Source organism: Muriicola sp. E247 (assembly GCF_041358175.1).
GTDB lineage: Bacteria > Bacteroidota > Bacteroidia > Flavobacteriales > Flavobacteriaceae > Muriicola.
The window spans coordinates 71,377-95,260 of record NZ_JBGKBE010000001.1; the positions used below are offsets into that span (position 1 = coordinate 71,377).

14 protein-coding genes are annotated in these 23,884 nt (G+C 42.0%); 8 read left to right on the top strand and 6 right to left on the bottom strand.

Features of this window, described 5'->3' with window-relative positions; translation table 11 throughout:
• Positions 1-21: 21 nt before the first annotated feature.
• Genes ACA086_RS00315 through ACA086_RS00335 form a run of 5 tightly spaced genes read left to right on the top strand, consistent with a single transcriptional unit; the run spans position 22 to position 9,699 of the window.
• Positions 22-3,324, top strand: coding sequence for a VCBS repeat-containing protein (locus tag ACA086_RS00315; protein WP_371001209.1), 3,303 nt, complete (start codon positions 22-24; stop codon positions 3,322-3,324).
• On the top strand, positions 3,317-6,580 hold the full coding sequence (locus ACA086_RS00320; protein WP_371001210.1) for a VCBS repeat-containing protein: 3,264 nt from the start codon (positions 3,317-3,319) through the stop codon (positions 6,578-6,580). The genes ACA086_RS00315 and ACA086_RS00320 overlap by 8 nt, the downstream gene beginning before the upstream one ends.
• Positions 6,577-7,920: a vanadium-dependent haloperoxidase gene (locus tag ACA086_RS00325; protein ID WP_371001211.1), complete on the top strand. Its 1,344-nt coding sequence runs from the start codon at positions 6,577-6,579 to the stop codon at positions 7,918-7,920. Before ACA086_RS00320 ends, ACA086_RS00325 begins: the two co-directional genes overlap by 4 nt.
• Before the next feature lie 4 nt (positions 7,921-7,924).
• Positions 7,925-8,821, top strand: coding sequence for an AraC family transcriptional regulator (locus ACA086_RS00330; protein ID WP_371001212.1), 897 nt, complete (start codon positions 7,925-7,927; stop codon positions 8,819-8,821).
• Entirely contained in the window at positions 8,818-9,699 is an 882-nt protein-coding gene (locus ACA086_RS00335; RefSeq protein WP_371001213.1) for a hypothetical protein, read from the top strand. Before ACA086_RS00330 ends, ACA086_RS00335 begins: the two co-directional genes overlap by 4 nt.
• Here the strand turns inward: ACA086_RS00335 and ACA086_RS00340 are convergent.
• The gene (locus ACA086_RS00340; RefSeq protein ID WP_371001214.1) at positions 9,696-13,415 is read right to left on the bottom strand and encodes a metallophosphoesterase; all 3,720 of its coding nucleotides are present in this window, start codon (positions 13,413-13,415) and stop codon (positions 9,696-9,698) included. The two genes, ACA086_RS00335 and ACA086_RS00340, sit on opposite strands and share 4 nt — an antisense overlap.
• A gap of 49 nt (positions 13,416-13,464) precedes the next feature.
• Between ACA086_RS00340 and ACA086_RS00345 the strand changes: the two genes are divergently transcribed.
• Entirely contained in the window at positions 13,465-14,688 is a 1,224-nt protein-coding gene (locus ACA086_RS00345; protein WP_371001215.1) for a Pycsar system effector family protein, read from the top strand.
• On the opposite strand, the gene ACA086_RS00350 is transcribed toward ACA086_RS00345, so the two are convergent.
• Positions 14,677-17,049 carry a GAF domain-containing protein gene (locus tag ACA086_RS00350; protein ID WP_371001216.1) on the bottom strand — a complete coding sequence of 791 codons (2,373 nt, stop codon included), beginning with the start codon at positions 17,047-17,049 and terminating at the stop codon, positions 14,677-14,679. The two genes, ACA086_RS00345 and ACA086_RS00350, sit on opposite strands and share 12 nt — an antisense overlap.
• A 113-nt stretch (positions 17,050-17,162) precedes the next feature.
• Here ACA086_RS00350 and ACA086_RS00355 point away from each other — a divergent pair, with 113 nt between their 5' ends.
• Positions 17,163-18,053, top strand: a complete 891-nt coding sequence (locus tag ACA086_RS00355; RefSeq protein WP_371001217.1) for a metallophosphoesterase — start codon at positions 17,163-17,165, stop codon at positions 18,051-18,053.
• Positions 18,054-18,125: 72 nt separating this feature from the next.
• On the opposite strand, the gene ACA086_RS00360 is transcribed toward ACA086_RS00355, so the two are convergent.
• The 4 genes from ACA086_RS00360 to ACA086_RS00375 form a co-directional block, all read right to left on the bottom strand.
• Positions 18,126-18,848, bottom strand: coding sequence for an energy transducer TonB (locus ACA086_RS00360; protein WP_371001218.1), 723 nt, complete (start codon positions 18,846-18,848; stop codon positions 18,126-18,128).
• A gap of 158 nt (positions 18,849-19,006) precedes the next feature.
• Positions 19,007-20,590, bottom strand: a complete 1,584-nt coding sequence (locus ACA086_RS00365; protein ID WP_371001219.1) for a Gfo/Idh/MocA family protein — start codon at positions 20,588-20,590, stop codon at positions 19,007-19,009.
• Positions 20,587-21,081 carry a DoxX family protein gene (locus ACA086_RS00370; RefSeq protein WP_371001220.1) on the bottom strand — a complete coding sequence of 165 codons (495 nt, stop codon included), beginning with the start codon at positions 21,079-21,081 and terminating at the stop codon, positions 20,587-20,589. Before ACA086_RS00370 ends, ACA086_RS00365 begins: the two co-directional genes overlap by 4 nt.
• A 114-nt stretch (positions 21,082-21,195) precedes the next feature.
• Positions 21,196-22,458: an aminotransferase class V-fold PLP-dependent enzyme gene (locus ACA086_RS00375; protein WP_371001221.1), complete on the bottom strand. Its 1,263-nt coding sequence runs from the start codon at positions 22,456-22,458 to the stop codon at positions 21,196-21,198.
• A 101-nt stretch (positions 22,459-22,559) separates the two neighbouring features.
• On the opposite strand from ACA086_RS00375, the gene ACA086_RS00380 reads away from it, so the two are divergent.
• Entirely contained in the window at positions 22,560-23,876 is a 1,317-nt protein-coding gene (locus ACA086_RS00380) for a gluconate:H+ symporter (RefSeq protein WP_371001222.1), read from the top strand.
• Positions 23,877-23,884: the final 8 nt, after the last annotated feature.

Genomic DNA, 23,884 nt, shown 5'->3' on the forward strand with positions numbered 1-23,884 from the left:
CTTTGCTGTACAATTCTATTGATGAGTTGTACCTCCGAAAAAAAAGATCAAACGGCTGAAACCGAAACTAAGCCAACACTTTTCAACTTACTTTCTCCTGAAGAAAGCGGCGTTGATTTTGTAAACAAAGTAGAAAATCAAAAGAATTTCAACATCTTCAAATACCGTAATTTCTACAACGGAGGAGGGGTAGCAATTGGAGATGTCAATAACGATGGCCTTCCGGATATTTACCTAACCGGAAATATGGTGGAGAACAAGCTATATCTCAACAAAGGTGACCTGAAATTTGAAGATATCACACTTAAAGCAGGCGTACAGGGTAGTAAACCCTGGTCTACCGGAGTGGTTATGGTGGATATCAATCAGGATGGATTGCTCGACATTTATGTCAGTAATGCCGGAAATATGGAGGGCAATAATCACGATAATGACCTCTATATCAACAACGGAGATCTCACCTTTACGGAAAAGGCAGCCGAATACAATCTGGCAAAAACAGGATTCTCAACCCACGCCTCCTTTTTTGATTACGATAAGGACGGGGATCTGGATGCTTATATCCTCAATAACAGTAATATCCCTGTAAGCAGCCTTGGATACGCCGGACAACGGGAAGTGAGGGCTCAGGACTGGGAAGGTGTTCCCGATATATTTAAAGGAGTTGGTGATATGCTCCTCCGCAACGACAATGGGAAGTTTGTGGATGTGAGTGAATCTGCCGGTATTTATGGTAGTCTGATTGGTTTTGGACTCGGGGTGATGATCACAGATATCAACAAGGACCTCTATCCCGATATCTATGTCTCAAACGATTTTTATGAACGGGATTATCTCTATATTAATAATCAGGACGGAACATTTTCCGAGGAGATCAAAGACTGGACCTCCCATCTGTCCCTCTCAGCAATGGGAATTGATATGGCCGATATCAACAATGACGGCCATGCCGAAATCTTTATTACCGATATGCTTCCTGAAGCAGATGAGCGGGTTAAATCAGTAATGGAATTTGACGGCTATGACGTCTTCAGGCTCAAACAGGACAAAGACTTTTACCAGCAATACATTCAGAACACACTGCAACTCAATAATGGCAATGGTTCTTTTTCCGAGATTGCCTATTTCAGCGGGGTAGACGCCACGGACTGGAGTTGGGCCGGACTCATATTCGACATGGATAACGATGGCTTCAGGGATATCTTTATCACAAATGGTATCAACCACGACCTTACGGATCTCGATTTTGTCGATTTCTTTGCCAATGAGATCATTCAGAAAATGGCTCTGACTGGTAAAAAAGAGTCTATCGATTCTATCATCAATAAGATGCCCATCAGGCCACAGCCCAATTACGCATACAGGAACAATAGAGATCTCACTTTTGCCAATGCCAATAAGGAATGGGGCTTCGAATTACCAACTATGTCTAATGGAGCTGCTTACGGAGACCTCGACAACGATGGTGACCTCGATCTGGTTATTAACAATGTTAATATGGTTTCCTTTATTTACGAAAACCAAACGGACAGCTTAACAGAGAATCACTATCTAAAACTCAGGTTTGAAGGTCCTGAGAAAAATAAATTTGCTGTCGGTACGGCCGTAAATCTCTACTATGAAAACAATGTTGTATACCAGGAACTGATCCCTTCTAGAGGGTTTCAATCCTCAATGGACTACGAAATGACTATTGGTCTTGGGAAGTCCACCTCGGTTGACTCGCTTAGAGTGATTTGGCCCGATGACAAAACCCAGAAAATGGAAAACCTCAAGGCAGACCAGACTGTAAATCTCAGTTATTCCGAGGCTCGGGAAGTATATTCACCCGCCAAGCCGGACGCCATCAAACCCCTGCTAAAAGAGGTGGAAAATTCAAACTTGCTGGCTCACGAAGAAAATAACTACAATGATTTTGACTATGAGGGTCTGATTTACAAACTGCTTTCTCAGGAAGGACCAGCCCTGGCCATTGGAGATATAAATGGCGATGGCAATGAAGATGTCTTTCTCGGAGGAGCGGCCGGACAGGAAGGGGTACTTTATGAGCATTTGGGTAATGGAGATATCCGACCCATGCGGCAAAGCGTTTTTATCGAAGACCGTACTTATGAGGATACAGCTGCGGCTATTTTCGATGCAGACGGAGACGGGGATATGGATCTTATGGTAGGTGCCGGAGGAAATCAGGTTGGAAATGAACGGACATATCGGGCAAGATTGTACCTGAACGACGGGAAAGGAAAATTCAGTAAGTCGGAACAACAATTACCTTCCACCTTTAAAAACATCTCCACTATTGCTCCTTTTGATTTCGACGATGATGGAGATATGGATGTTTTTATCGGCTCACGAAGTGTAGTAGGTACCTATGGAGTTGACCCTGATCATCTATTTCTTGAAAATCAGGGTAATGCAGAGTTCAAAGATGCCACAGAACGTCTGGCCTATGACCTCAAAGATGCGGGTATGGTCACTAATGCGATATGGGCTGATATGGATGGCGATTCCCGTAAAGATCTCGTAACCGTTTCAGAATGGGGCACGCCGAGAATTTTCCGGAATTCAGGGAGGCGACTGGCCAAAATGTCCTCTTCCCTCGATAGTCTCGACGGTCTTTGGAATGTGGTGGAAGCCGCTGATCTGGATAATGATGGGGATCAGGATCTTGTCCTTGGAAATCAGGGGGCCAATCTGCATTATAAACCTACACCGGAAAGCCCGATGAAGATGTGGATCAATGATTTTGACGGGAATGGTACCATAGAACAGATCGTCACCTTAAGCGAAAATGGGAAGGACTATCCACTACATCAGAAAAAAGAGCTTACCAACCAGATCGTATCTCTTAAAAAACAGAACCTTAAGGCATCAGAATACGCCCGTAAAACTATAGGTGAATTATGGCCAAAATCTGTTTTTGAGAATTCGATTATGAAAAAATCCGGTACCTCAGAATCTGTAATTGCCATCAACGAAGGAAATGGCAAGTTCAGAATTAAAACCTTACCCTCCAGGGTACAGTTGTCATGCGTTTGTGGCATCTCATGTGCAGATGTAAATAATGACGGTTACCTCGACCTTATCATGGGAGGGAATAATTTTGAATTTAAACCACAGTTTTCTCGTCTCGATGCTAATTACGGCAACGTTCTCCTGGGGAACAAGGAGCTGGATTTCAAGTGGGAAGAATACAACAAAAGTGGATTCTTTATCAGGGATGAAATCAAACATATCAAACAATTTAAAGATCGCAATGGCCGTGCCTTTGTAATTGCGGCGTTGAATGACACTAAACCCAAGATTTACAGCCTCAATGACTAAAAAAGCAGTTCTTTACAGTCTGGTAGTAATCATTTTCGGGTGTAACCGAAACGGGGGTGATCTTTTTAAAAATCCTCAGGAAGGAGAAACAGGTATTTCTTTTAACAATAGCCTCACTGAGACAGACGACTTAAATATTCTTGACTATCTGTATTTCTATAATGGGGGTGGTGTTGCTATCGGGGACGTTAATGGAGATGACCTGCCTGACATCTTTTTTTCCGGCAATCAGGTAAAGAACAAATTATACCTCAACAAGGGTAATCTTACTTTTGAGGATATTTCAGACAATGCCGGGATAGGCGGAAACAGCAGCTGGAATACAGGGGCTGTTATGGGGGATGTAAACGGGGACGGCTTACTGGATATCTACGTCTGCGCTGTTGTGGGTATAAATGGTTTTAACGGTTATAATGAACTTTATATCAATAATGGCGACCTTACTTTCACTGAAAGTGCAGCAGAGTACGGTCTCGATTTTGACACCTTCAGTTCTAATGCGGCATTTCTGGATTACGACCTGGACGGGGATCTGGATATTTATCTGCTGAACCATGCAGTACACACCCAGGAATCCTTCGGCAAAGCCGATCTGAGGTATAAAAGGGATTTTCAAACCGGAGATAAATTACTGCGGAATGACGGAAATACTTTTGTTGAAGTCAGCGAGGAAGCTGGAATATTTGGGGGTATCAATGGCTATGGGCTTGGAGTCACAATCAGTGATTTCAATCAGGATGGTTATCCCGACATCTATGTGGGAAACGATTTTCATGAAGATGATTACTATTACCTCAACAATGGGGATGGGACTTTTACCGAAAACCTCAAGAAGTACTTCGGGCATACCACGAGATTTTCAATGGGGAATGACGTAGCTGATATCAATCACGATGGATGGCCCGATATCCTCTCCCTGGATATGCTTCCTGAAGACGAAACTGTTCTTAAGTCCTCTGAAGGTGATGACGATATACAGATCCAGAATATGAGGGTCAGGCAATACGGTTATCACTATCAGTTTACAAGAAATATGCTGCATGTTAACCGGCCCGGACATGGCTTTCAGGAAACAGCTCTCCTGAGTGGTATTGCGGCAACAGACTGGAGTTGGAGTGCTCTTTTCGCTGATTTCAATGCTGACTCTGAGCAGGATATTTTTATCGCCAATGGCATTCCTAAACGCCCCAATGATCTCGATTTCATCAACTTTGTGTCCAGCGAGCAGATCAAAAAAAAGATCAACAATACTAAGCTGATGGATCAGGAAGCCCTGGAATTAATGCCTTCCGGTGCAGTACACAACTATATATTCCAGGGAACGGACAACTTACGATTTATAGACCGATCTGAAGAATGGATAGCCAGAGACACCCTTTTTTCAGGGGCAACGGCAATGGGCGACCTTGACAATGATGGGGATCTCGACCTGGTAACCAGTAATATTAATAGTCCGGCTACCCTCTATATCAACAAAACCGATTCGGATGCCAACTATCTTAAGTTAAGATTGAATTTCACAGATAAGAACAGCTTTGGAATCGGCGCCAAAGTGCTTTCCTACCACAAGGGTGTACTCCAATACAGGGAAATGTATACGGTAAGAGGATTTCAGGCTTCCTCAGAACCCATACTGCATTTCGGATATGGAAATGAAACCCGGGTGGATTCTCTGCGTATTCTCTGGCCGGATCATACCACTCAACTACTAAAAGATATTCCGGTTAATCAAACCTTGACCGTAAGTCCGGATGCTAATGTTCCTTTTAAAAATCCGTGGTTAAAAGCAGAAGAAAAACCGCTCTTTAAGAAAGTGGATGGTAGCATGGGACTCACTTTTATCCACAGGGAAGATCCCTATATCGACTTTAACCGTCAAAAACTGATCCCCTATAAATTCTCAGACCGAGGACCTTCCCTTGCTGTTGGTGATATCAACGGAGACGGTACTGATGATGTTTTCTTCGGGGGATCTAAATTTTACCCCTCTTCGGTATATCTGCAAACTGAAGATGGATTTAAAGAGAAAGAAATTCCAGAGTTAAGACAGGATTCCATTACAGAGGATGTGGCTGCAGTCCTAGAAGATTTCAACGGGGATGGACAGAATGATCTGTTTATTGGAACAGGCGGTGCCGATTTCTACAATGAAATGGCGCCTCTTTTAGACAGGTATTATCTTCAAAGGGATTCAACTTTCATAAAACAGGGCATTCCCGGGTCATTTGATAACACATCCGTATTAGCTCCATACGACTTTGACCAAGATGGGGACCTGGACCTTTTTGTTGGAAATCAAATGATCACTAACGATTTTGGAAAGATCCCGGAATCTTATTTGCTAGAAAACAGAAATGGGATTTTTGAAAAAGTAGAGAATATGGATCTGGCCTCCATTGGCATGGTCACAGATGCGATCTGGGAGGACTACAACCAAGATGGATACACAGACCTTATTGTGGTTGGAGAATGGATAACCCCTGCGTTCTTCAGGAATATAGAGGGAATATTAGAAAAGGATGATGTTTTGGAAGAAAATCCTTCCGGACTTTGGGAAAGTATCACAGCCTTTGACATTGACCAGGATGGAGATACAGATTACCTACTGGGAAATTGGGGTTTAAACACGAAGTTCAGGGCGACGGAAAAAGACCCCATGAAAATGTACTATTCAGATTTTGATAAGAATGGTAGTACGGAGACTATCGTCACACTCCAAAATGATGGAGAATATTATCCTATAGAAGGCTTAAAAGGCCTTGCCGATCAATTGGTAAGTCTTAGGAAAAAATTTACAGCTTATAGAGACTTTGCGGGTAAACCTATAGAAGAGATCCTGGATGGGGATCAGCTTAAAAAAGCTAAGGTTTTTGAGGTAAACGAATTGAGATCAGGTTACCTTGAAAATAATGAAGGACGCTTTTCTTTTGTCCCGTTCCCACAGGAATTACAACTTGCCCCTATTATGGTTTTTCTTACTTATGATTTCGACAATGACGGGGTAGACGAGGTGCTGGCTGCAGGTAATTACTTCGGGGTAAAACCCTATCATGGAAGACTGGGCACCTTTTCTGGGGCTATGATAAAAGGGAAAAATAATGTAATTTTGGGGGATGTTTTGGGACTGGATTTCATGAACAGATCCATCAGACATCTCAATATTCTGACCGTAGGTAACCAACCTTATTTACTGGCAACATTCAACGACGATGCCGTTCAACTGTACCAATTAATAAATAAAAAAGAAACACCATGAAGAAACTAATCCTTCTACTGGTTTTGCTGAGCCTTGGCTGTCAAAAGGAGGATACGCCTATTGAGGTGTCTCCTGAATTGATGCATAGTTCAGTGGATAAGGTCATAGAAATTATGATCCACGATATTTTTTCCCCTCCGGTAGCGAGCAGAATATTTGCATATCCCAATATTGCAGCATATGAGATTATTGCTCAGGATGATGAGCGTTTTCTATCCCTGGAGGGACAGGTTCATGAATTCAATCCTATTCCCAAGGCCGACACAAACAAGCCCATCAATAAGGCACTAGCTGCAATGATAGCCCATATGGATCTTAGCCGGAGACTGATCTTTAGCGAAGACAAAATGGAAGTCTTCAGAGATAGTCTTTATACTCTTTGGTCTTCTAATAATGAGAGAGAATTTGAAGCTTCCAGGGAATACGGCCTTCAGGTCGCTGAACATATTGCCACCTGGATGGACAAAGACAATTACAAACAGACCAGGACAATGCCTAAATTCACGGTCAATACGGATGAACCTTCCCGTTGGCAGCCAACCCCACCGGCATATATGGCAGGCATAGAACCTCACTGGAGCAAAATAAGACCCTTTGTCATTGAATCGGCCGATCAGTTTAAACCTCTACCTCCGCCTCCTTTTACAATGGAAGAAGGATCAGATTTTTACAAGGAAGTAAAGGAGGTCTATGACATCAGCAAGAAAATGGAAGAGGAAGGAGATGAGTCAGAGGGAGTGCAAATCGCCAAATTCTGGGATTGTAATCCGTATGTATCTGTAACCAGGGGGCACCTCATGTTTGCAACTAAAAAGATTACGCCAGGGGCACACTGGATAGGAATCACGAAAATTGCCAGTAGAAAGGCGCAATCGGACTTTAACCAAACCGTCCACGCTTATACCAAGACTTCCATGGCAATAGCAGATGCGTTTATCAGCTGTTGGGACGAAAAATACAGGAGTAATCTTATCCGGCCCGAAACACTTATTAATGAGCATATAGACGATAGCTGGAAACCAGTTTTGCAGACCCCACCATTTCCAGAATATACCAGTGGACATAGTGTGGTGTCGGGAGCAGCTTCTGTAGTGTTAACCGATATTTTTGGCGAGGACTTTGCCTTTGATGACGATACTGAACTGGCCTATGGACTTCCGGTTAGGTCGTTCTCTTCCTTCAGGGAAGCCGCTGATGAAGCTGCCATAAGTCGGATGTACGGAGGAATACATTACAGGGCAGCTGTTGAAGTTGGTGTAAAGCAAGGAAGGGATCTGGGGTCTTTCATTGTCAAGAAACTGAATATGGAAAACGAATCCCGTTTGGCACAAACTCAATAATCACATGAAGAAAATTCTATTAATATTCTCTTTCCTGATCCTGGGAGGAGTAGTATGGTATCTTTTTGTTTATCCGTATGATTATCTCGTGACCCTTGAGGCCAAAGCAAATAAAGGGACCATAAATCAGATTATAAAATTATGGGACACCAGCCTGGACAATTCCGAAATTGAAGCAGGCAAAGAACTTGAAAATCTCACCCAGACACTTAGATATAAGGACTCTACCCATATATACGCATGGGAAATTAGTTCTGTTAATGATTCTGTTTCAAAAATCAAGGTATTTGCCAAAGACAGTGCCTTTAGTTTTAACAACAAGTTAAAAGTTCCCTTTACGGATACCGAATTTGAAAAGCGCACAAGGAACAATCTTAAAAGTTTTGCCGATCTGCTCGCCAATCACCTTAAGAATATCAAAGTGAGAGTAGTTGGTGAAGCACAGCTCGATTCTACACATTACGCTTATGTCAACAACAAGACCTCTCAATTTGGCAAGGCAGGTGGGATGATGCGCGACTTCCCTTTACTGGATCCATTTCTTGTCAATAATGGGGTTGAATTAAATGGCAAGCCTTTTATAGAGGTCCTGGCCTGGGACATGGAGAAGGACAGTTTAGAATTTAACTTCTGTTATCCGATAATAATGAATGACAGCTTGCCTCAACACCCCGATCTGAAATACGGTTTTCGAAAACCTGTGAAAGCACTGAAAGCAATTTACAATGGCAACTATATAACTTCAGACAGGGCCTGGTACGAATTACTGGATTACGCTGAAAAAAATAATATTGAAGTCGGTGGCTTACCTATTGAAGTTTTCTACAACAATCCTAATATCGGAGTTGACGAGATTAACTGGAAAGCCGAAGTATTCCTGCCCATAAAAGAGGAATCATGAGGGTTGTAACAATTCTTTTTCTTTGCGTCATCGGCACTGGTTGTGCACAACACGGGCAATTGACGTACCTCTGTTCTCTCCCCAGTGAACTGGAGGAAAATTCAGGAATTACAAGCCTTGAACCAGGGAAGGTTTGGGTGATAGAAGACAATGGGAATAAAGACCATATTTATGAAGTAAATACTGCAGGAGACCAACTTCGGGAATTTGAGGTTAAGAATGCAAAAAATGAGGATTGGGAAGACCTCACAAAAGACAAGGCAGGGAATTTATATATCGGTGATTTTGGCAACAATGAGAACGAAAGAAAGGATTTTGTGATCTATAAGATTCCCAGTCCCCTGGTAGAAAAAGGGGATAAGATAGAAGCAGAAGAAATACGCTTTGCTTATCCGGAACAAAAGAAATTTCCCCCAAAACCTGCTGAGAGAAAATACGATACAGAAGCATTTTTCTATCTGGACAGCCTTTTGTACATCATTACCAAGGACAGAAGTAATCCATTTTCAGGGGAAGCACTTATTTATACGGTACCTGCAATTAAAGGAGATTATTCGGCAAGACTCGTGGGCTCGTTTTCAACCTGCAAGGATTATACTATTTGTCAGATAACATCTGCCGCTATTTCTCCAGATGGTAAAACAATTGTGCTATTAGGCTACGGTTCACTCTGGATAATACGCAATTTTGACTTGCCCGATTTCTCCAAAGGAAAGGTTGAATTTATCGATCTTGGAGTACGGACACAATTGGAAGCAATTTGTTTTAAGGATAATAACACTGTATATCTTTCGGATGAAGAAAACCACGTCACAGGGAGAAACCTTTATTCCTTCACCCTACCCCATCTTCAAAGAGTAGAAAGTAAGGGGTATTAAAAGCCAAATCCCAGGCCAAAGGTAAGCCTTGGCCCGTCTGAACTTTGGAAGAGTGCAGTTCTGGCGGTTATAAAATTGGAGGCATTGAGGAATACACCTCCCCCATATGAGGTATGCCATTGATCAGACTGATCGCCCGGCAACCAGATTCTTCCGTAATCAAATCCGCCGTAGAAGCCAAAAGTACTGGGCAGTATTCCGGTCTTAAGATTAGTGAGTCTTATCCGAAGATCGGTATTCTGGTAATAGGCTGTTTTCCCGGTAAATCTTTGATTTCTGAATCCCCTTAAACCATCGATGCCTCCTATAGAGGCGCCCTGATAAAATTCATAACCATCTCCCATATTGAAATGTGCCTTCCACTTAGAAGCCAGAACAAGCCATCCACTGGGAACCAGTTTGTGGTCTATGGAAAATTCAGGGACAAAATAACCAAATCGCTGATCCGAATTCACTACACTTCTTTTAAATCCCATCTCCAGGTGAAAGGACATGCCTAAAGTTGGGAAAGCCGAATTATCAACGTTTTTATACGCATACTCGGCCATAACGCCCAAAAACCTGTTGGAAGTTTCTTCCCCATTGAGCTGATAAAAAGTGTTGATAAACCTGTCTTCAGTCTCTTCTACCGAGATTGCCTCGTAGGAAACTCCCGTTCTGAACTTTGCCCCTAAATGTCCCCTCCAAACGAGGGAGGGAGTGAGGATCAGGCTGCGTAATCGCACTCTGTTATAATCCAACCCAAGGTCGTCATCAGGATTTAAGCTCTCGTTTCCAAAACCAAAAAAGTTTATACTGTAATTAGGAGAAGTAAATCTGCCCTGTATCTGAAAGTTCCATTTGTCAGTGATATTCGCAAATTCTCCCGTATAACCTAAATCAAATCCACTTGTGGCAAAATAAAAAGAAGCATTCACTCTGTGTTGCTGTGTAAAAGGATTCTGCCTGAAACCATTAAAAACATAGAGGTCGCTAAATCCAATTTTAAACCCATCGTCGGGATTATATCCCAGGGTAGGAAGGAGTTGATTGGCATTCCCTTTAATTCTAAGAGGAAGGTAGGTGTTTACATTATAATCATCGGTCTTTCGAACCTTTGCTCCCTCCGTGCTGTTATAGGTGTTCTTTTTGGTTCTGTAATCGTAAATAAAAACATTATGGCCTTGTCTGACATCATAGATATCATTGTTCTGGCCGCCAATCAACCTTAATCTAATCTTACTTTTAGGCCCACCCCGAACGTCAAATCTGTCATCGTCATCCAGGCCATAGATCCATACTTCGCGGGTGCTTTGGTCATAAAATGTTTTGTCAAAAAACATTTTCTCTTTCTCCCCATCAATAATTCTGTAGCCTTTTACCTCTAGTTCCCCAGGGGCGGGATAGTTAATGACGAACCAATCATCCTTGTCAGTTCCGGTAATAACCGTGTATTTGTTAACGATGGCGTAGTATTTTTTGGCCGTTTCCGCGATATGCGAAGCTCTTGATAACAGTATTCTTTTAATCTCTTCTACAGTTTCATCTCTCACTTCCTCAGGAAATGACATGAATGCTTCGTCTATAACCGATGAGGTAAGATTACGTTTGATAAACTCGGCTTGTTCAAGCCATTCTTCTTCAGTTGTCTCAGATAATAAAGCAAGATCCAGAATAAAAGTTCTGGGTGAGGAATTAAAACCCTCCACACTTCGTATTTCCTCATGGAATCCTTCCATAATCCGTATGCCGGGAATAATTCTTGTTGCGACACTCATCAATGCCCCGTCACCCATATCTGAAAAGGCCTGATCCCGATCTCTGGGAAAAGGCTTATAAACTATTTTGTCGCTTTCTTTGTCTTTAAATTCAGCCCAACGCCATTGGTCTGTATGCCTGTCCCAGTCGCCCAGTACCATATCAAAAAGTCGCGCCCTGACATACAGATCAGTATCTACAGAGTATTTTTCATCTTCCCTGAGATCCTCCATCATACTATCCGTACTCTTCAGCTCATTGGCAAATCCAAAACTCTCCAGATTTCCATGGCCGTCCCCTGCGTGCTCCTCTATCATATAAAGCTCATCCCCAAAGGATATATTGAACTCTTCCAGAGCAGGTTGCCTGGGTACGTAATACAATACCGGATTCGTATGTAACAAGCCGAGAGCATCGGAGAGTTTCCCAATTGTAAAGGGAGCGTAGGGGTGTGCTCCGGTATAAAAATCACTTAGGATAGATTCTATATATGTGTCTTCGAATTCACCTACAATATACTCCTCCTTAAAGGCCATTGATTGCAGGTACAATTCTGCACTTTTGCGGAGGGCACGCATCACGTATTCCTTTCCGCTTTTATGGCGCAATCTCAGTGATTTCGACTGATGACCCCCTCCTTTTCTAACTGGTTTAAGCCCGCCAAATAGGGTGTCCAGATTTACTGTCGGGACTTCCACTTTGGTCCCGTAATATCTGCGGTATCGATCTCCCCAAACCGCTTTATAGAATCCGCTCTTTTTAACCTCTTCCTGAGTGTATACGGAAGCTTTGATAGTATTGGGAAATGATTCCGGATATTTCTCTTCATTTATATTCCTGAAAGGAGGTAATACATCTGTAACATAAAGCAAGCTTTCTTGCGTATCATCATCTACCCCATAAAACCGAACATTGGAAGATCCATCTTTATATATATCCAGAATGGCATAACCCCGGTGCCCGGTAGAAAACTTACTCCCGTTTTGCAGCCTGGTATAGCCCTTTTTGGCTCCCGATCCGCTCACAATCTGTGGTGTATTATCTTCCAGTATATACTGCAAAGTGTGTTCGTGTCCTGAAGTGAGAATTACCCGGTCTGAAAACTGTGCCATGGTGACAAGTCGTTTCCTGAGCTCTGTATACCTGCTGTTTTGCAAATCTTCAATTGAGGCTCCGGTAGTTCGCCTTAAAAGATTGATGATTGTTCCAATGCCCGGTAATGGCAATGACTCGTTAATAGGAAAAATATGTTTCTTAAATGCATACAGGCCATTGTGAGAACCGTAGGTGAACATGGGATGATGGGTTGCGATCAGGGTTGTTCGGGTGCGGTTTTTCTTAATGATACTCTCGAGTTCCTCAAAGAAAGCTTCCCTGCTTTTTATATCACATCCGTCATTAATGGTCGGATGCCGGTCCCAATTGGCCAGGTACCATTCAGTATCGATAGTAACCAACAATAGGTCATCTGAAATTTCCTCTTCGTCTATTGGACAGCCTCCTTCTGGTAGAAAAACGTCTTTCTTATCGATTTTCTTTTCGATGTAATTCTCCTGTCTTTTCAGCCCGATTAACCCTTCGTTGTACCAGTCGTGATTCCCTGGGATAAAAATGGGTTGTCCTTTGTACTCTTTCAGGGTGGCCAATTGTGCATCCAAATGATTCTTTGCTACTAAATAGGCTTCTGTAGAATCTTTTTTATCGGGCAATCCTGCCGGATAAATATTATCTCCCAGAAAAATGGCCGTACTCTTTTTAGGTGCTCTACTCAATCGATCCCTGAATTTTTTTAAAACAGGGTTGAGATCGCCCATAGGAGAAAGACCGGCATCCCCGATGAGATAAAACGTATGAGAAATTTCCTTGGTACTTGTGCTATCAGTCAGATCCGGAGGAGCATCATACTTGGTTCGATACGTCGCGCAACTGGAAATAAACAACAGGAGAAAACACAATACCAATTGGTTACAAATACGCATAAGATTAGAGGTTAAAATTTTGTACTTTGGATACGTTAATATAAAACATATGTCTGAGATTGTAGAAAAAAGCGAGGTTTATGTTACAGACCTCTTGACCAATAACTTAGATTCTAAATATTTGTATCACAACCTGAGGCATACTCAGCGTGTTGTGGAGGCGGTGATGGAACTACTCGAAGCAACGGACTTAAAAAAGGAAGAGAAAGAGCACATTATACTGGCTGCCTGGTTTCACGATACCGGTTATACAAAAGGCACTGATGATCATGAGGAAAACAGCTGTAAAATTGCAGAAGTGTTTTTAGAAAAACTGGAATACAATAATTCATCAATAGAAAGTGTATGTCAGTATATCATGGCTACCAAACAAGGGCACGAACCTGCCTCACTCCCTGAAGAAATCATTAGAGATGCTGATACTTCGCATTTCAGGCAGAAAAGTTATTTGGCAACTTCCGAATTGTTAAGGGAAGAGCTGCGTTTATTAGGAATAGCAGAGTATTCCACGGAGGAATGGAGACAGGAGAATATCAAAATGTTCAGAACCAATCATCGCTTTTATACTACTTATGCCAAAGAAAACTGGCAGGCTGGCAAAGACAAGAACATAAAGCGACTGGTAAAGGAGAAAAAAGCACGTAAAAAACTGGCTAAAAAAGAAAAATTAAAGGCTCAGTTTAAAAATGAAAGTCCGGAAAGAGGGATTCAGACCATGTTTAGGGTGACCATGAGAAATCACCTCAAGCTTAGTGATATTGCTGATACTAAGGCTAATATATTATTGTCGGTAAATGCTATTATCATATCTCTGGTGCTTTCAAATCTGATTCCCAAACTAGACAATCCCTCGAATGATTACCTGATCTATCCCACGGGTATATTCCTCATATTTGCTATTGCTTCTATGGTCTTGTCCATATTGGCGACCAGACCAAACGTCACAAGGGGAGAATTTACCAAAGAAGATGTGGAGAACAAGGATGTAAATCTTCTGTTTTTCGGCAATTTCCATAAGATGAAACTTCCTGATTACGAATGGGCGATTCAGGAGCTCATCAAGGATAAGAAATACGTTTATACATCCCTTACAAAGGATTTGTACTATTTAGGCGTGGTTTTGGATCGAAAATACAGTCTCTTAAGATGGACATATACCATCTTTATGATTGGAATGATACTGTCTGTAATCGCGTTTTTTGTCGCCCTGAAATTTTATGGGCCAGAAAGGGTATTGAAGCTCCCGGAAGCGACCTCTGCTTTATTCTTTTAAAGCTTCCATCAGGTCCTGATAAGTATAGGTTTTCTGTGCTTCTTCCTGTTTATTATAAAGGATCTCCGCTCTGATAGCTTTTAGTCCGGTTACCCCCTGAAGGCCTTCCAGTTCTACTATTTCAATATTATTGGTGAAGTACCCTTTCGATTTTAAAAACGATATATACCTGAGGTATTCGAGTTCATCCGACTTCTGAGAGTAGACAATGACGAGCTTCCCCTTTTCGGTAAGGCGCTGGTCGGTGCCTTTAATATAGGATTTGTCAATTCGCTTTTTGATGACCTCATACCTGGCATTGTAGGTTCCGTCCACGTCAAAATGCTTTTCATCCATTCTAAAACGGATAGAGAGGGAAGTGTGGTAGACAAGGATTAGCGAGGTAACATCGAGTTGAACAGGCAGATGAGGCTTAAGGTTGTAATAGGTATTCTCCATTTCACACATCACCTGCAACTGCCACAAGCGCAGATTGTTGAGATAAAGGAAATCAAATTTTCTATCTTCGGCAATTTCATTTCCTATGTACAAATTATGCTCTACTCCATCGGTTTTGTATCGTTCAAAATAATGAGGAAACATTTCCTGAGCACTTTTTTGAGCCTCATCAAGAATGGCCACTAACTGTCTGTTAGTCTCCATAATGGTAGTGTCATAATTTTTTCTGTGATCGTAATAAGTATCTGTGGATTCGTCTATCCCGGATTCATAGGAGGTTATAATTTCTCTGAGATCCTTTTGATTTTCCTTGAGGTACTTTAGTACAGGATCAATTTCAGTCTTTACAAAATTATAGATAGACTGTTCGGTGTTGGTTTGAAGCACCTCCTTTACTTCTTCCATATGCCTGTTTACTCTGAAAATAAGTTCTTCATATATGGGAAGGCCACTTTCCTTGAATGCCGTCTCAAGGATATTACTTATTTCAGACAACTGGATCATCAAATCGCGCTGTATACTGGTATTACGTGCATTAGAAGATGCTGAAATATCGGTTTGTCCATAAAGGGGATATACATCTTTGAACACGATTTCTTTAAATGTCGGATCGTTACCTTTTAACTCTTCATTGATAAAGCGTTTCGCTTCTTTCCTGAACTTCCAGTAAACGGCAGAATGAATGGTAGTACACTCTTTCTGAATGACCGCATCGATCAGGTTCTCCTGTTCGTTTTTAGATCTGACGACAGCCGAAACGATATAGGGCATTACGTCATCCAGCTTGCGTGCATTTACCCCATTAAACTGATTTTTCACCTCAGAGACAATCTCGAGTACCCCTAATAGTTCTTGGTTCCTGGCGATAGGTGCAAATATGACACTTTTGATCCCCTGTTGCTGTAAATTCTTATAGGGTTGCATCCCTTTTGATCTATCAAAATACTTCTGTACGTCAGAGACAATAAAATATGTATTTTGATTTAATAATTTTTCATATGAATGTTTGCAAAGCGCTTCATTACATATCTCAAAATCACTTTCATTAAGAAGGTAACTATGCATGTCTTTCCCGAATACTCTTTCAAACTGATCGTCTTCACGATTGTAGGACGAGAATCCTACTTTCAAATCCTTCAATTTGAAAAAGGATTTAAAGGTTTCCTGGAGGTCAGACATAAAATTATCACTTCCCCTTTTATTTGCAGAAATCAATTCTGATTTTATCTCAGATATTGCCTGTTCAGCAGTTGCGTCGAACATATTCGCAATAACGAAACCTTTGGAAATAAAACTATTGGGCGGAATCTTTTCCTTCCACAATTTCAGATCATTTGGATGTTCCAGTAGTTCATCTAAATCCTCCTGTTTGAGGTCCTTGGCAAGTTCTGTTGGATAGAGATCAATAAAATCAGCATTGTAAAGTACCCTGTAATAATGCATTACGCCTTCGGCATTGGGTATTTTATAGAAGTATGGCCTGTGAAAATCCAGTTTATACCCGTAATGAAATTTTAAGATTACAACACAATTCATGATGTAATCCATACTCGCATCCTCCTTTGTCAAAGCGGGAATGAAATTATCTCCTGCGTCTTTTAATATCTTTTTAAATCTGGTGGAAGCGTTGAATATAACATCTCGGTATGGCAGGGAAGCCACTTTGATCTCATTTTCACTTAAAACTTCCGAAAACGCATCTTCAAGGATGATAGAGATCACTACCTCGTGCTCTTCCAAAAGTGTGACATCAGTAAAACCTTCTCTGAGTATCGGGTAAGGAGCCTGTGCCTTCAGAATTCTCCTGGCTTTTTCTGCCAGAAAAGCATCTTCCCCTTCCGCCATTTTTTCATAACGCTTCAGCAATTTATCAAAACTGATAAAATGCTGTAATGGCCATTCGGTTGTAATGTTAGAAGTCATAGCGGCTTAGTCTCCTGTTATCTTATAAAATTACAAAACTAATCGATTCGCTGGGGGATTTAAAATTTATACGTTGTTCAGCACTTTTTAGGATATTTATAGAAATTATACCTATGTCATCTTCTAAAAGACTTAGTCGAGCCTACAAAAATGCACATACCGTGCTGTTTGATGATTCATCAAAGTTTATTTTCTTCAGTGATTGTCACCGCGGAGACAACAGCTTTGCCGATGATTTTGCCAACAATAGAAATATCTATTTCCACGCGTTGAGTCAGTACTATCAGGATGGTTTCCAATACTTGGAACTGGGTGACGGGGATGAATTATGGGAAAATGTGGATTTTGAAGACCTGTTCGATGCACATAAAAATGTCTATCTGCTATTGCGAAAATTTTATATGGGAAACCGCCTTCATATGATATGGGGTAATCACGATATGGTCTACAAGGATGAGAAATACGTAAAAAAGCAGCTAAGCACGTATTTTGATCCCGTTGATGAGATCGATAAACCCCTTTTTCCTGATCTGACCTTCCATGAAGCATTAATTCTTAAACACCGGAAGAGCGGACAGGAGATCTTTCTGACGCACGGGCATCAGGCTGATTGGTGGAACTACACTTTTTGGCGCTGGGGCCGCTTTCTGGTTCGCGTACTGTGGAAGCCTCTGCAAGTATGGGGAATCGCTGATCCTACTAGTCCGGCAAAGAACTACAAAGAACTTATCAAAGTAGAACGCCGCATTAAAAAGTGGATCCTTCAGAACAACTCCCTGCTTACTATTGTTGGCCATACACACAGACCCCGCTTTGCAAGGCCGGGAGATATTCCTTTTTTTAACGATGGTAGTTGCGTTCACCCCAGGAGCATCACCGGAATTGAAATAACAGGAGGAGAAATCGTCCTGATCAAATGGCATATAGCAACCAAGGAAGATGGCACACTTCAAATCGTAAGAGTTGTCCTGGAAGGGCCTAAAAAATTAAAGGATTACCATTAAAAAAGATCCATCTCCAGATCTAGCCCCACCTAAACCTATATTACAGAGACGAATCCTTTTTGTTGTTGAATCTTATTGGATAGTGAAATTAATGGGGATGCTGTAAGGCACAGAAACCGCTTTACCTCTTTGGTTTCCTGGCGTCATTCGTGGTAATGATGCCACGATGCGATGTGCTTCTTTTTCCAGGTTTTTATCAGGGCCTCTCATTCTGATACTCCCAATTTTACCCTTAGAATCAATTACAAATTGTACGAATACCCGACCTTGAATCCCAAGTTCCAGTGCTGCAGGAGGATAAGTGAATTCTTTGATTATATGTTGCTGCACCTTTTCCTGGAAGCATAATTTTCGCTCTTCATTGTTCTTGGCAGATTCACATCCCGGGAAAATGGGAACATTCTCAATGATAGCGAATGGCACTGTGATCTCTTCCTCTTCTTCTCCTACTTCCACATCATCAACTTCAATGACTTCGTCCACCACCGCATCCTGACTTGTTTCTGTACTTTCAATGATGGTTTCTTCAACTTCCTCAGTATCCTCAACTACTTCAATTACTTCGGGCGCAGCCGGAGGCGGAGGAGGTGGAGGTGTTTTAATCATTTCCGTAACGGGTACATCCTCTTTTAGATCATCGACGGCCTGGACCAGATCAAGAACTACTTCATCCTTTGGGTAAGTCTTGTACTCCAGAGCTCTCCATGTTAGGAACAAAACGATAGTTAAGCCAATAACAAAATAAAGGCTACTATTTCTATTTAAATCGGCTTTTGGGTTTTTTTTGACTTGCATGACACTGATTTTAATACTATTAAATTAATGGCAATACAAAACTTTTACTATGACATTTATCAGTTTTACATCTTACCCAACTGAAAATCAGTATTTTCAATAAAAAAGCCTGCTTTTCGGCAGGCTTTTTACTCAAATTCAATTTTGCATTATGCTTCTTAAGTACTTGCCAGAAGTATCTCATCAAAATCAACTCCTTCAATCGGAATTATTTTTTCTTCCTGATGATCCCATTCTATTCTTCTTCCCAATTTATAGGCCAGCCCGGTCATATGGGCAGTTATAGCCTCATCAAAACCTTCTTTTATTCCACAACTCAACGTTCCACCATTTTTAATTGCACTAAGCCATTCCCTCAAATGTAAATAGGTTGAATTTACACGTACTCCGTCTATATAGGTCCACATGAGGCCTTTATCTGCAAAATACTGGGATGTAGCCGATGAGACGGCATCCGGTACATTAGCTCCCGGATTGTAGTGGTAAATAGGAACATTGGGTTTCATTTTGCCCTCTTCGAGCATTTCGGCATATTTGGTTGATCCTCCATCCGGCCAGATAGTGAGATTATTACCGAGCTCCATCGATGCGTCGTGCCCCATTAGTATGGTAGGTCGATTGTAGCCGTTCCCGAGCGTTGCATTATAAGTAAAGGTCATTCCTTTTTCCTTTCCTTTTACCTGACTGCTACCTGTGCTGAAATCAGGGAAATCCATATTCACCTGGAGTACATCGGGCACATTCCTCCCATCGTTGTGAGTATAAATGCCCCCAGAAGCAGTAATGTATTTGGGTATCCCCATATTCAGGACACAATTGAGGCGGTCATAGTCATGAGTAAGCAAATCACCGGATAAACCAGAACCATAGGCCCACCATTTACGCCAGCGGAAAAAATGGTTTTTATTAAAGGGTATTTTTGGGGCGCTGCCCAGGAACAGATCCCAATCTATGGTTTGTTCACTGGCCTTTTCATGGATGTCGTAATTCCACGCTCCGTTGTCATCATTTCTATTGGTAAAAGTTTGTACCACAGAAACATGCCCCAGAACTTTTTTATCGATAATATCACTGGCAGTTTTAAAACTTAAGGTCTGTCTGTGCTGATGACCTACCATCAGATGTGCATTCGAATTCCTTGCCGCCTCCCTAAGCCTGTACGTTTCCTCAATGGTATGGGTCATGGGCTTTTCAACATAAACGTGGATCCCGTTTTCAAGGGCGTCTATGGTCATAGGGGCATGCCAGTGATCCGGGGTGGCAATGATAACCGCATCTACTTCTCCACTCCTGATCATTTCCTGATGCGTACCATATCTTTTTACCTTATTATCAGGGGTGGAAAATGAAGCAATAACATTTTCTGCTCGTATATCAAAGATGTCACAGACCCCCGTGATTTTAAGGTTTAATTTTTCCTGATCGAGGAATTCCTGTAGTTGTGTATTGCCACTGAGTCTTTCTTCCTCCTTCATCTGTTCAATCCACTCCTTGGTAGCAAAGCCCAGGGCCCTGCAGAGCTGTTCTCCTCTTATACCAAAGCCGATTATTCCAATTCGTATTGGTTCCCCACCTATTTCGGGTAAAGCCGTAGGTAAGGATGGTTCAATTTTTAACTGCTCTAGAATTTCAGAACGGTCTTTGCTCTTTATCAAGGCATTAGCAGTTCCTGCCCACCATACGGTTCCTAGTATAGGTAGTCCTCCCAGACCTTTTAATATATCACGTCGTGTCCATTTCATGATTGAGGAGATTTAATAGTTTTTGGTTCTTTTTTAAAGAGATATTGCAAGCCAAAGTAGTGACCTGTTGGCAACTGAACCAGGATCCACAGGGCTGCTATCTCAATCAGATTCTTGTTGACAAACCAGTAGCTCCCCTCCACATTTTGCTGTTCAAGCCAGGGGAAAGGAGGATGTGCAAAATAATATAAGGCCAATAACCCAATTCCGGCAATGGCTCCCCATTTTTCAAAAATCCCGAGAATGAGTGTGACACCAACAAAAATGAGAACCAGGGTGTTAAGGGTATCTACCCACCCCATGGTCGCTTCATTCGTAAGTGCAATGAATAAAGATTTAAACGGCCCCTGTGCGGTAGCCAGATAACCAAAGGCGGTCCAGTCTGGATTGAATAGCTTTATTACCCCTTCATAAAGAAAGTGCCATCCAATCAGGATACGTAAAAAAACCACACTTTTCAGGAGTGATTCTTTTTTAATAATATCAGTCATATATATAAAATTTGAATGTAAAAATTACTTTCTCAGGCATTTGAAAAACCGTTGATTTGCCTGTATAAAACCTTCAAAACTAGCTACAAAGCAAACTACTAACTATGATTTATATCAGGTTTGTCGTGCCAGAATTTTCATGGCTTTTACAAAATCATCCAGTTCTGCTATAGTAGTGTAAACATTGGGTGTTATCCTACAGCCCTGAACATTGTGATGGTCAATGTCCACGGTAAATATCCTGAATTCTTCCATTAGTGTTCTGGCCAGTTCGGAGGGCTTCATATGCCGAATCCCAACGTTGGCTATTCCACAGCTCCTGTGTGGTTCCACAGGCGTATTAATAATAATATTTTCGGTATCTCTGAGCTGATCCGACCAATAGCGCTGAAGGTACCTCAACCGCTTTTCCTTTCGCTCCATCCCGATGAGTTCCAGGTAATCCAGGGCATCGTTTATCGTTAGGTCGGTATGAACAGGGTGGGTTCCTATATGGTTCAGACGACCAATATCATCCGCCTCTCTGTGGTGCTCGGCAAGTAGAGGCCATATCTTGGAAATATTCTTTTTGGCGACAAAGAGGATTCCTGCCCCCAGAGGGGTGCTCAGCCATTTATGCAGGCTTGAACCGTAGTAGTCACAGTTGAGTTCTTTTATATCGACCTCGATATGTCCCACACAATGAGCCCCGTCAACCATGACCTCCACTCCATGGCTGTGGGCCATGTCACAAATTTTTCTCACCGGGAGAATCTGTCCGGTAATATTCACCATGTGGCAGATCATCATTAATTTGGTTTTCGGCCCGATCTGAGATTCGTACAATGACACAATTTCTTCATCCGAATCCGGGTGATTGGGCAGGGAAATAGTTTTAAGTACCAGTCCGTACTTTTTGGCAGTGAGTTTAAAATGCTCTCTCATTGCCCCGTAATCCTGCACTGCAAAAACAGCCTCATCACCTTTTTCCCAGGGATACCCGCCAATGATCATATCAAGAGACTCCGTAGTATTTCTGGTGATAATCAATTCGTCTGAATCGCAGCCAACCAGCTGAGCCAGACGGCTGGCAATCCTTTTTTTGTTATCCCATTGCACGGTCCGCATATAATGCGATCCTTCGTAATTCACCTGTTCTATATGCTTGTGAAACTTTTCAATGGTGGGGATAGGTGCAATATTGTAATACCCGTTCTCCAGGTTAATATAGTCTGGTTTTAAGGCATAGTCGATTCTGATTCGTTGCCAAAAATCATCTTCATCATTAAGCTCGTATGATCCGCGCTCTACCGGGGAAGAGGCATTAAGAGACAGGGGAAGAAAAGGAGTGATCAGGGCAGCCTGCCCCATTTTCTGTAAAAATGATCTTTTGTCCATTTCGTTCAGATTATTCTACAAGATAAAAAATAGATCGCTTTAAGTTCTATTCAAAATGGTATATTTAACACTTAGACTTATTCCCGGACCCAACGCCAACTATGCCACTAGTTATCGTCATCATAGGTATTCTTATCCTTTTTCTGCTGATTGCGAAATGGAAACTGAATCCTTTTATCACTTTTATTTTGGTTTCCCTTTTTGTGGGAATTGCCGAAGGCATGGATTTAGAGACTGTGGTCAGCTCTATAGAAAATGGGATAGGCAATACACTAGGGTTCCTGGTTATGATCCTGGGATTGGGAGCCATGCTGGGTAAATTGGTAGCCGATAGCGGAGCCGCACAACGCATTACTTCTAAATTGATCGATCAATTCGGAAAAAAGAATATCCAGTGGGCACTGGTCCTTACCGGATTTATTGTAGGAATCCCTCTTTTTTATTCGGTAGGCTTTGTGATTCTGGTCCCCCTGGTTTTTACCGTAGCTGCCCGTACCGGTCTGCCATTACTCTACGTTGGCCTGCCAATGCTGGCTTCCCTTTCCGTTACCCACGGGTATCTTCCGCCGCATCCTGCGCCGACGGCTATTACTGTGATGTTCGATGCCGATATGGGAAAAACCCTGATCTACGGCATTATAGTTGCTATCCCTGCAATTGTCATTGCAGGTCCGTTTTTTTCTAGGACCTTAAAAAATATACACGCAACTCCTCTGAAGGAATTTGTAAATCCCAAAATCCTGAAGGATGATGAAATGCCCGGAATGCGGGTAAGTATTGTTACAGCCCTCTTACCGATCATCCTGATTGGTCTGGCCACTATAGCCGATTTATTGATTCCTCAGGATTTTCCCCTGAAAAATATTATTGCTTTTCTGGGGAATCCAGTAATTGCGATGCTGATATCTGTGCTGGTAGCTATATATACCCTTGGGCTGGCAAGGGGCAAAAAAATGAAGGAAGTAATGGATTCAGTAGGGAGTTCCATTTCCGGCATAACCATGGTCTTATTGATCATTGCCGGGGCAGGAGCCCTGAAACAGGTTCTAATAGATAGCGGGGTTAGTCAGTATATCGCCGATTTGCTAAAAGGATCATCCCTTTCTCCTTTATTCCTGGCATGGTTAATCGCCACTGTAATCAGAGTTTCTGTAGGTTCGGCAACCGTTGCCGGCTTAACCGCAGCAGGGATCGTAATGCCCATGATTGCAAGTACCGGGGTGAGTCCTGAATTAATGGTCCTTGCCATTGGCTCGGGCAGCCTGATGCTTTCACATGTAAACGATAGCGGATTCTGGCTCTTTAAAGAATATTTTAATCTGTCGGTAAAAGACACATTAAAAAGCTGGACCCTGATGGAAACCACCGTTGGAGTAGTTGGTCTTATTGGGGTTCTTATCCTGAACCAATTTATTTAAATCTATAA

Excerpts from the sequence above, each read along its gene's own strand:
- ACA086_RS00315 (WP_371001209.1), top strand. The coding sequence starts at position 22 with ATGAGTTGTACCTCCGAAAAAAAAGATCAAACGGCTGAAACCGAAACT.
- ACA086_RS00320 (WP_371001210.1), top strand. The coding sequence starts at position 3,317 with ATGACTAAAAAAGCAGTTCTTTACAGTCTGGTAGTAATCATTTTCGGG.
- ACA086_RS00325 (WP_371001211.1), top strand. The coding sequence starts at position 6,577 with ATGAAGAAACTAATCCTTCTACTGGTTTTGCTGAGCCTTGGCTGTCAA.
- ACA086_RS00330 (WP_371001212.1), top strand. The coding sequence starts at position 7,925 with ATGAAGAAAATTCTATTAATATTCTCTTTCCTGATCCTGGGAGGAGTA.
- ACA086_RS00335 (WP_371001213.1), top strand. The coding sequence starts at position 8,818 with ATGAGGGTTGTAACAATTCTTTTTCTTTGCGTCATCGGCACTGGTTGT.
- ACA086_RS00340 (WP_371001214.1), bottom strand. The coding sequence starts at position 13,415 with ATGCGTATTTGTAACCAATTGGTATTGTGTTTTCTCCTGTTGTTTATT.
- ACA086_RS00345 (WP_371001215.1), top strand. The coding sequence starts at position 13,465 with ATGTCTGAGATTGTAGAAAAAAGCGAGGTTTATGTTACAGACCTCTTG.
- ACA086_RS00350 (WP_371001216.1), bottom strand. The coding sequence starts at position 17,049 with ATGACTTCTAACATTACAACCGAATGGCCATTACAGCATTTTATCAGT.
- ACA086_RS00355 (WP_371001217.1), top strand. The coding sequence starts at position 17,163 with ATGTCATCTTCTAAAAGACTTAGTCGAGCCTACAAAAATGCACATACC.
- ACA086_RS00360 (WP_371001218.1), bottom strand. The coding sequence starts at position 18,848 with ATGCAAGTCAAAAAAAACCCAAAAGCCGATTTAAATAGAAATAGTAGC.
- ACA086_RS00365 (WP_371001219.1), bottom strand. The coding sequence starts at position 20,590 with ATGAAATGGACACGACGTGATATATTAAAAGGTCTGGGAGGACTACCT.
- ACA086_RS00370 (WP_371001220.1), bottom strand. The coding sequence starts at position 21,081 with ATGACTGATATTATTAAAAAAGAATCACTCCTGAAAAGTGTGGTTTTT.
- ACA086_RS00375 (WP_371001221.1), bottom strand. The coding sequence starts at position 22,458 with ATGGACAAAAGATCATTTTTACAGAAAATGGGGCAGGCTGCCCTGATC.
- ACA086_RS00380 (WP_371001222.1), top strand. The coding sequence starts at position 22,560 with ATGCCACTAGTTATCGTCATCATAGGTATTCTTATCCTTTTTCTGCTG.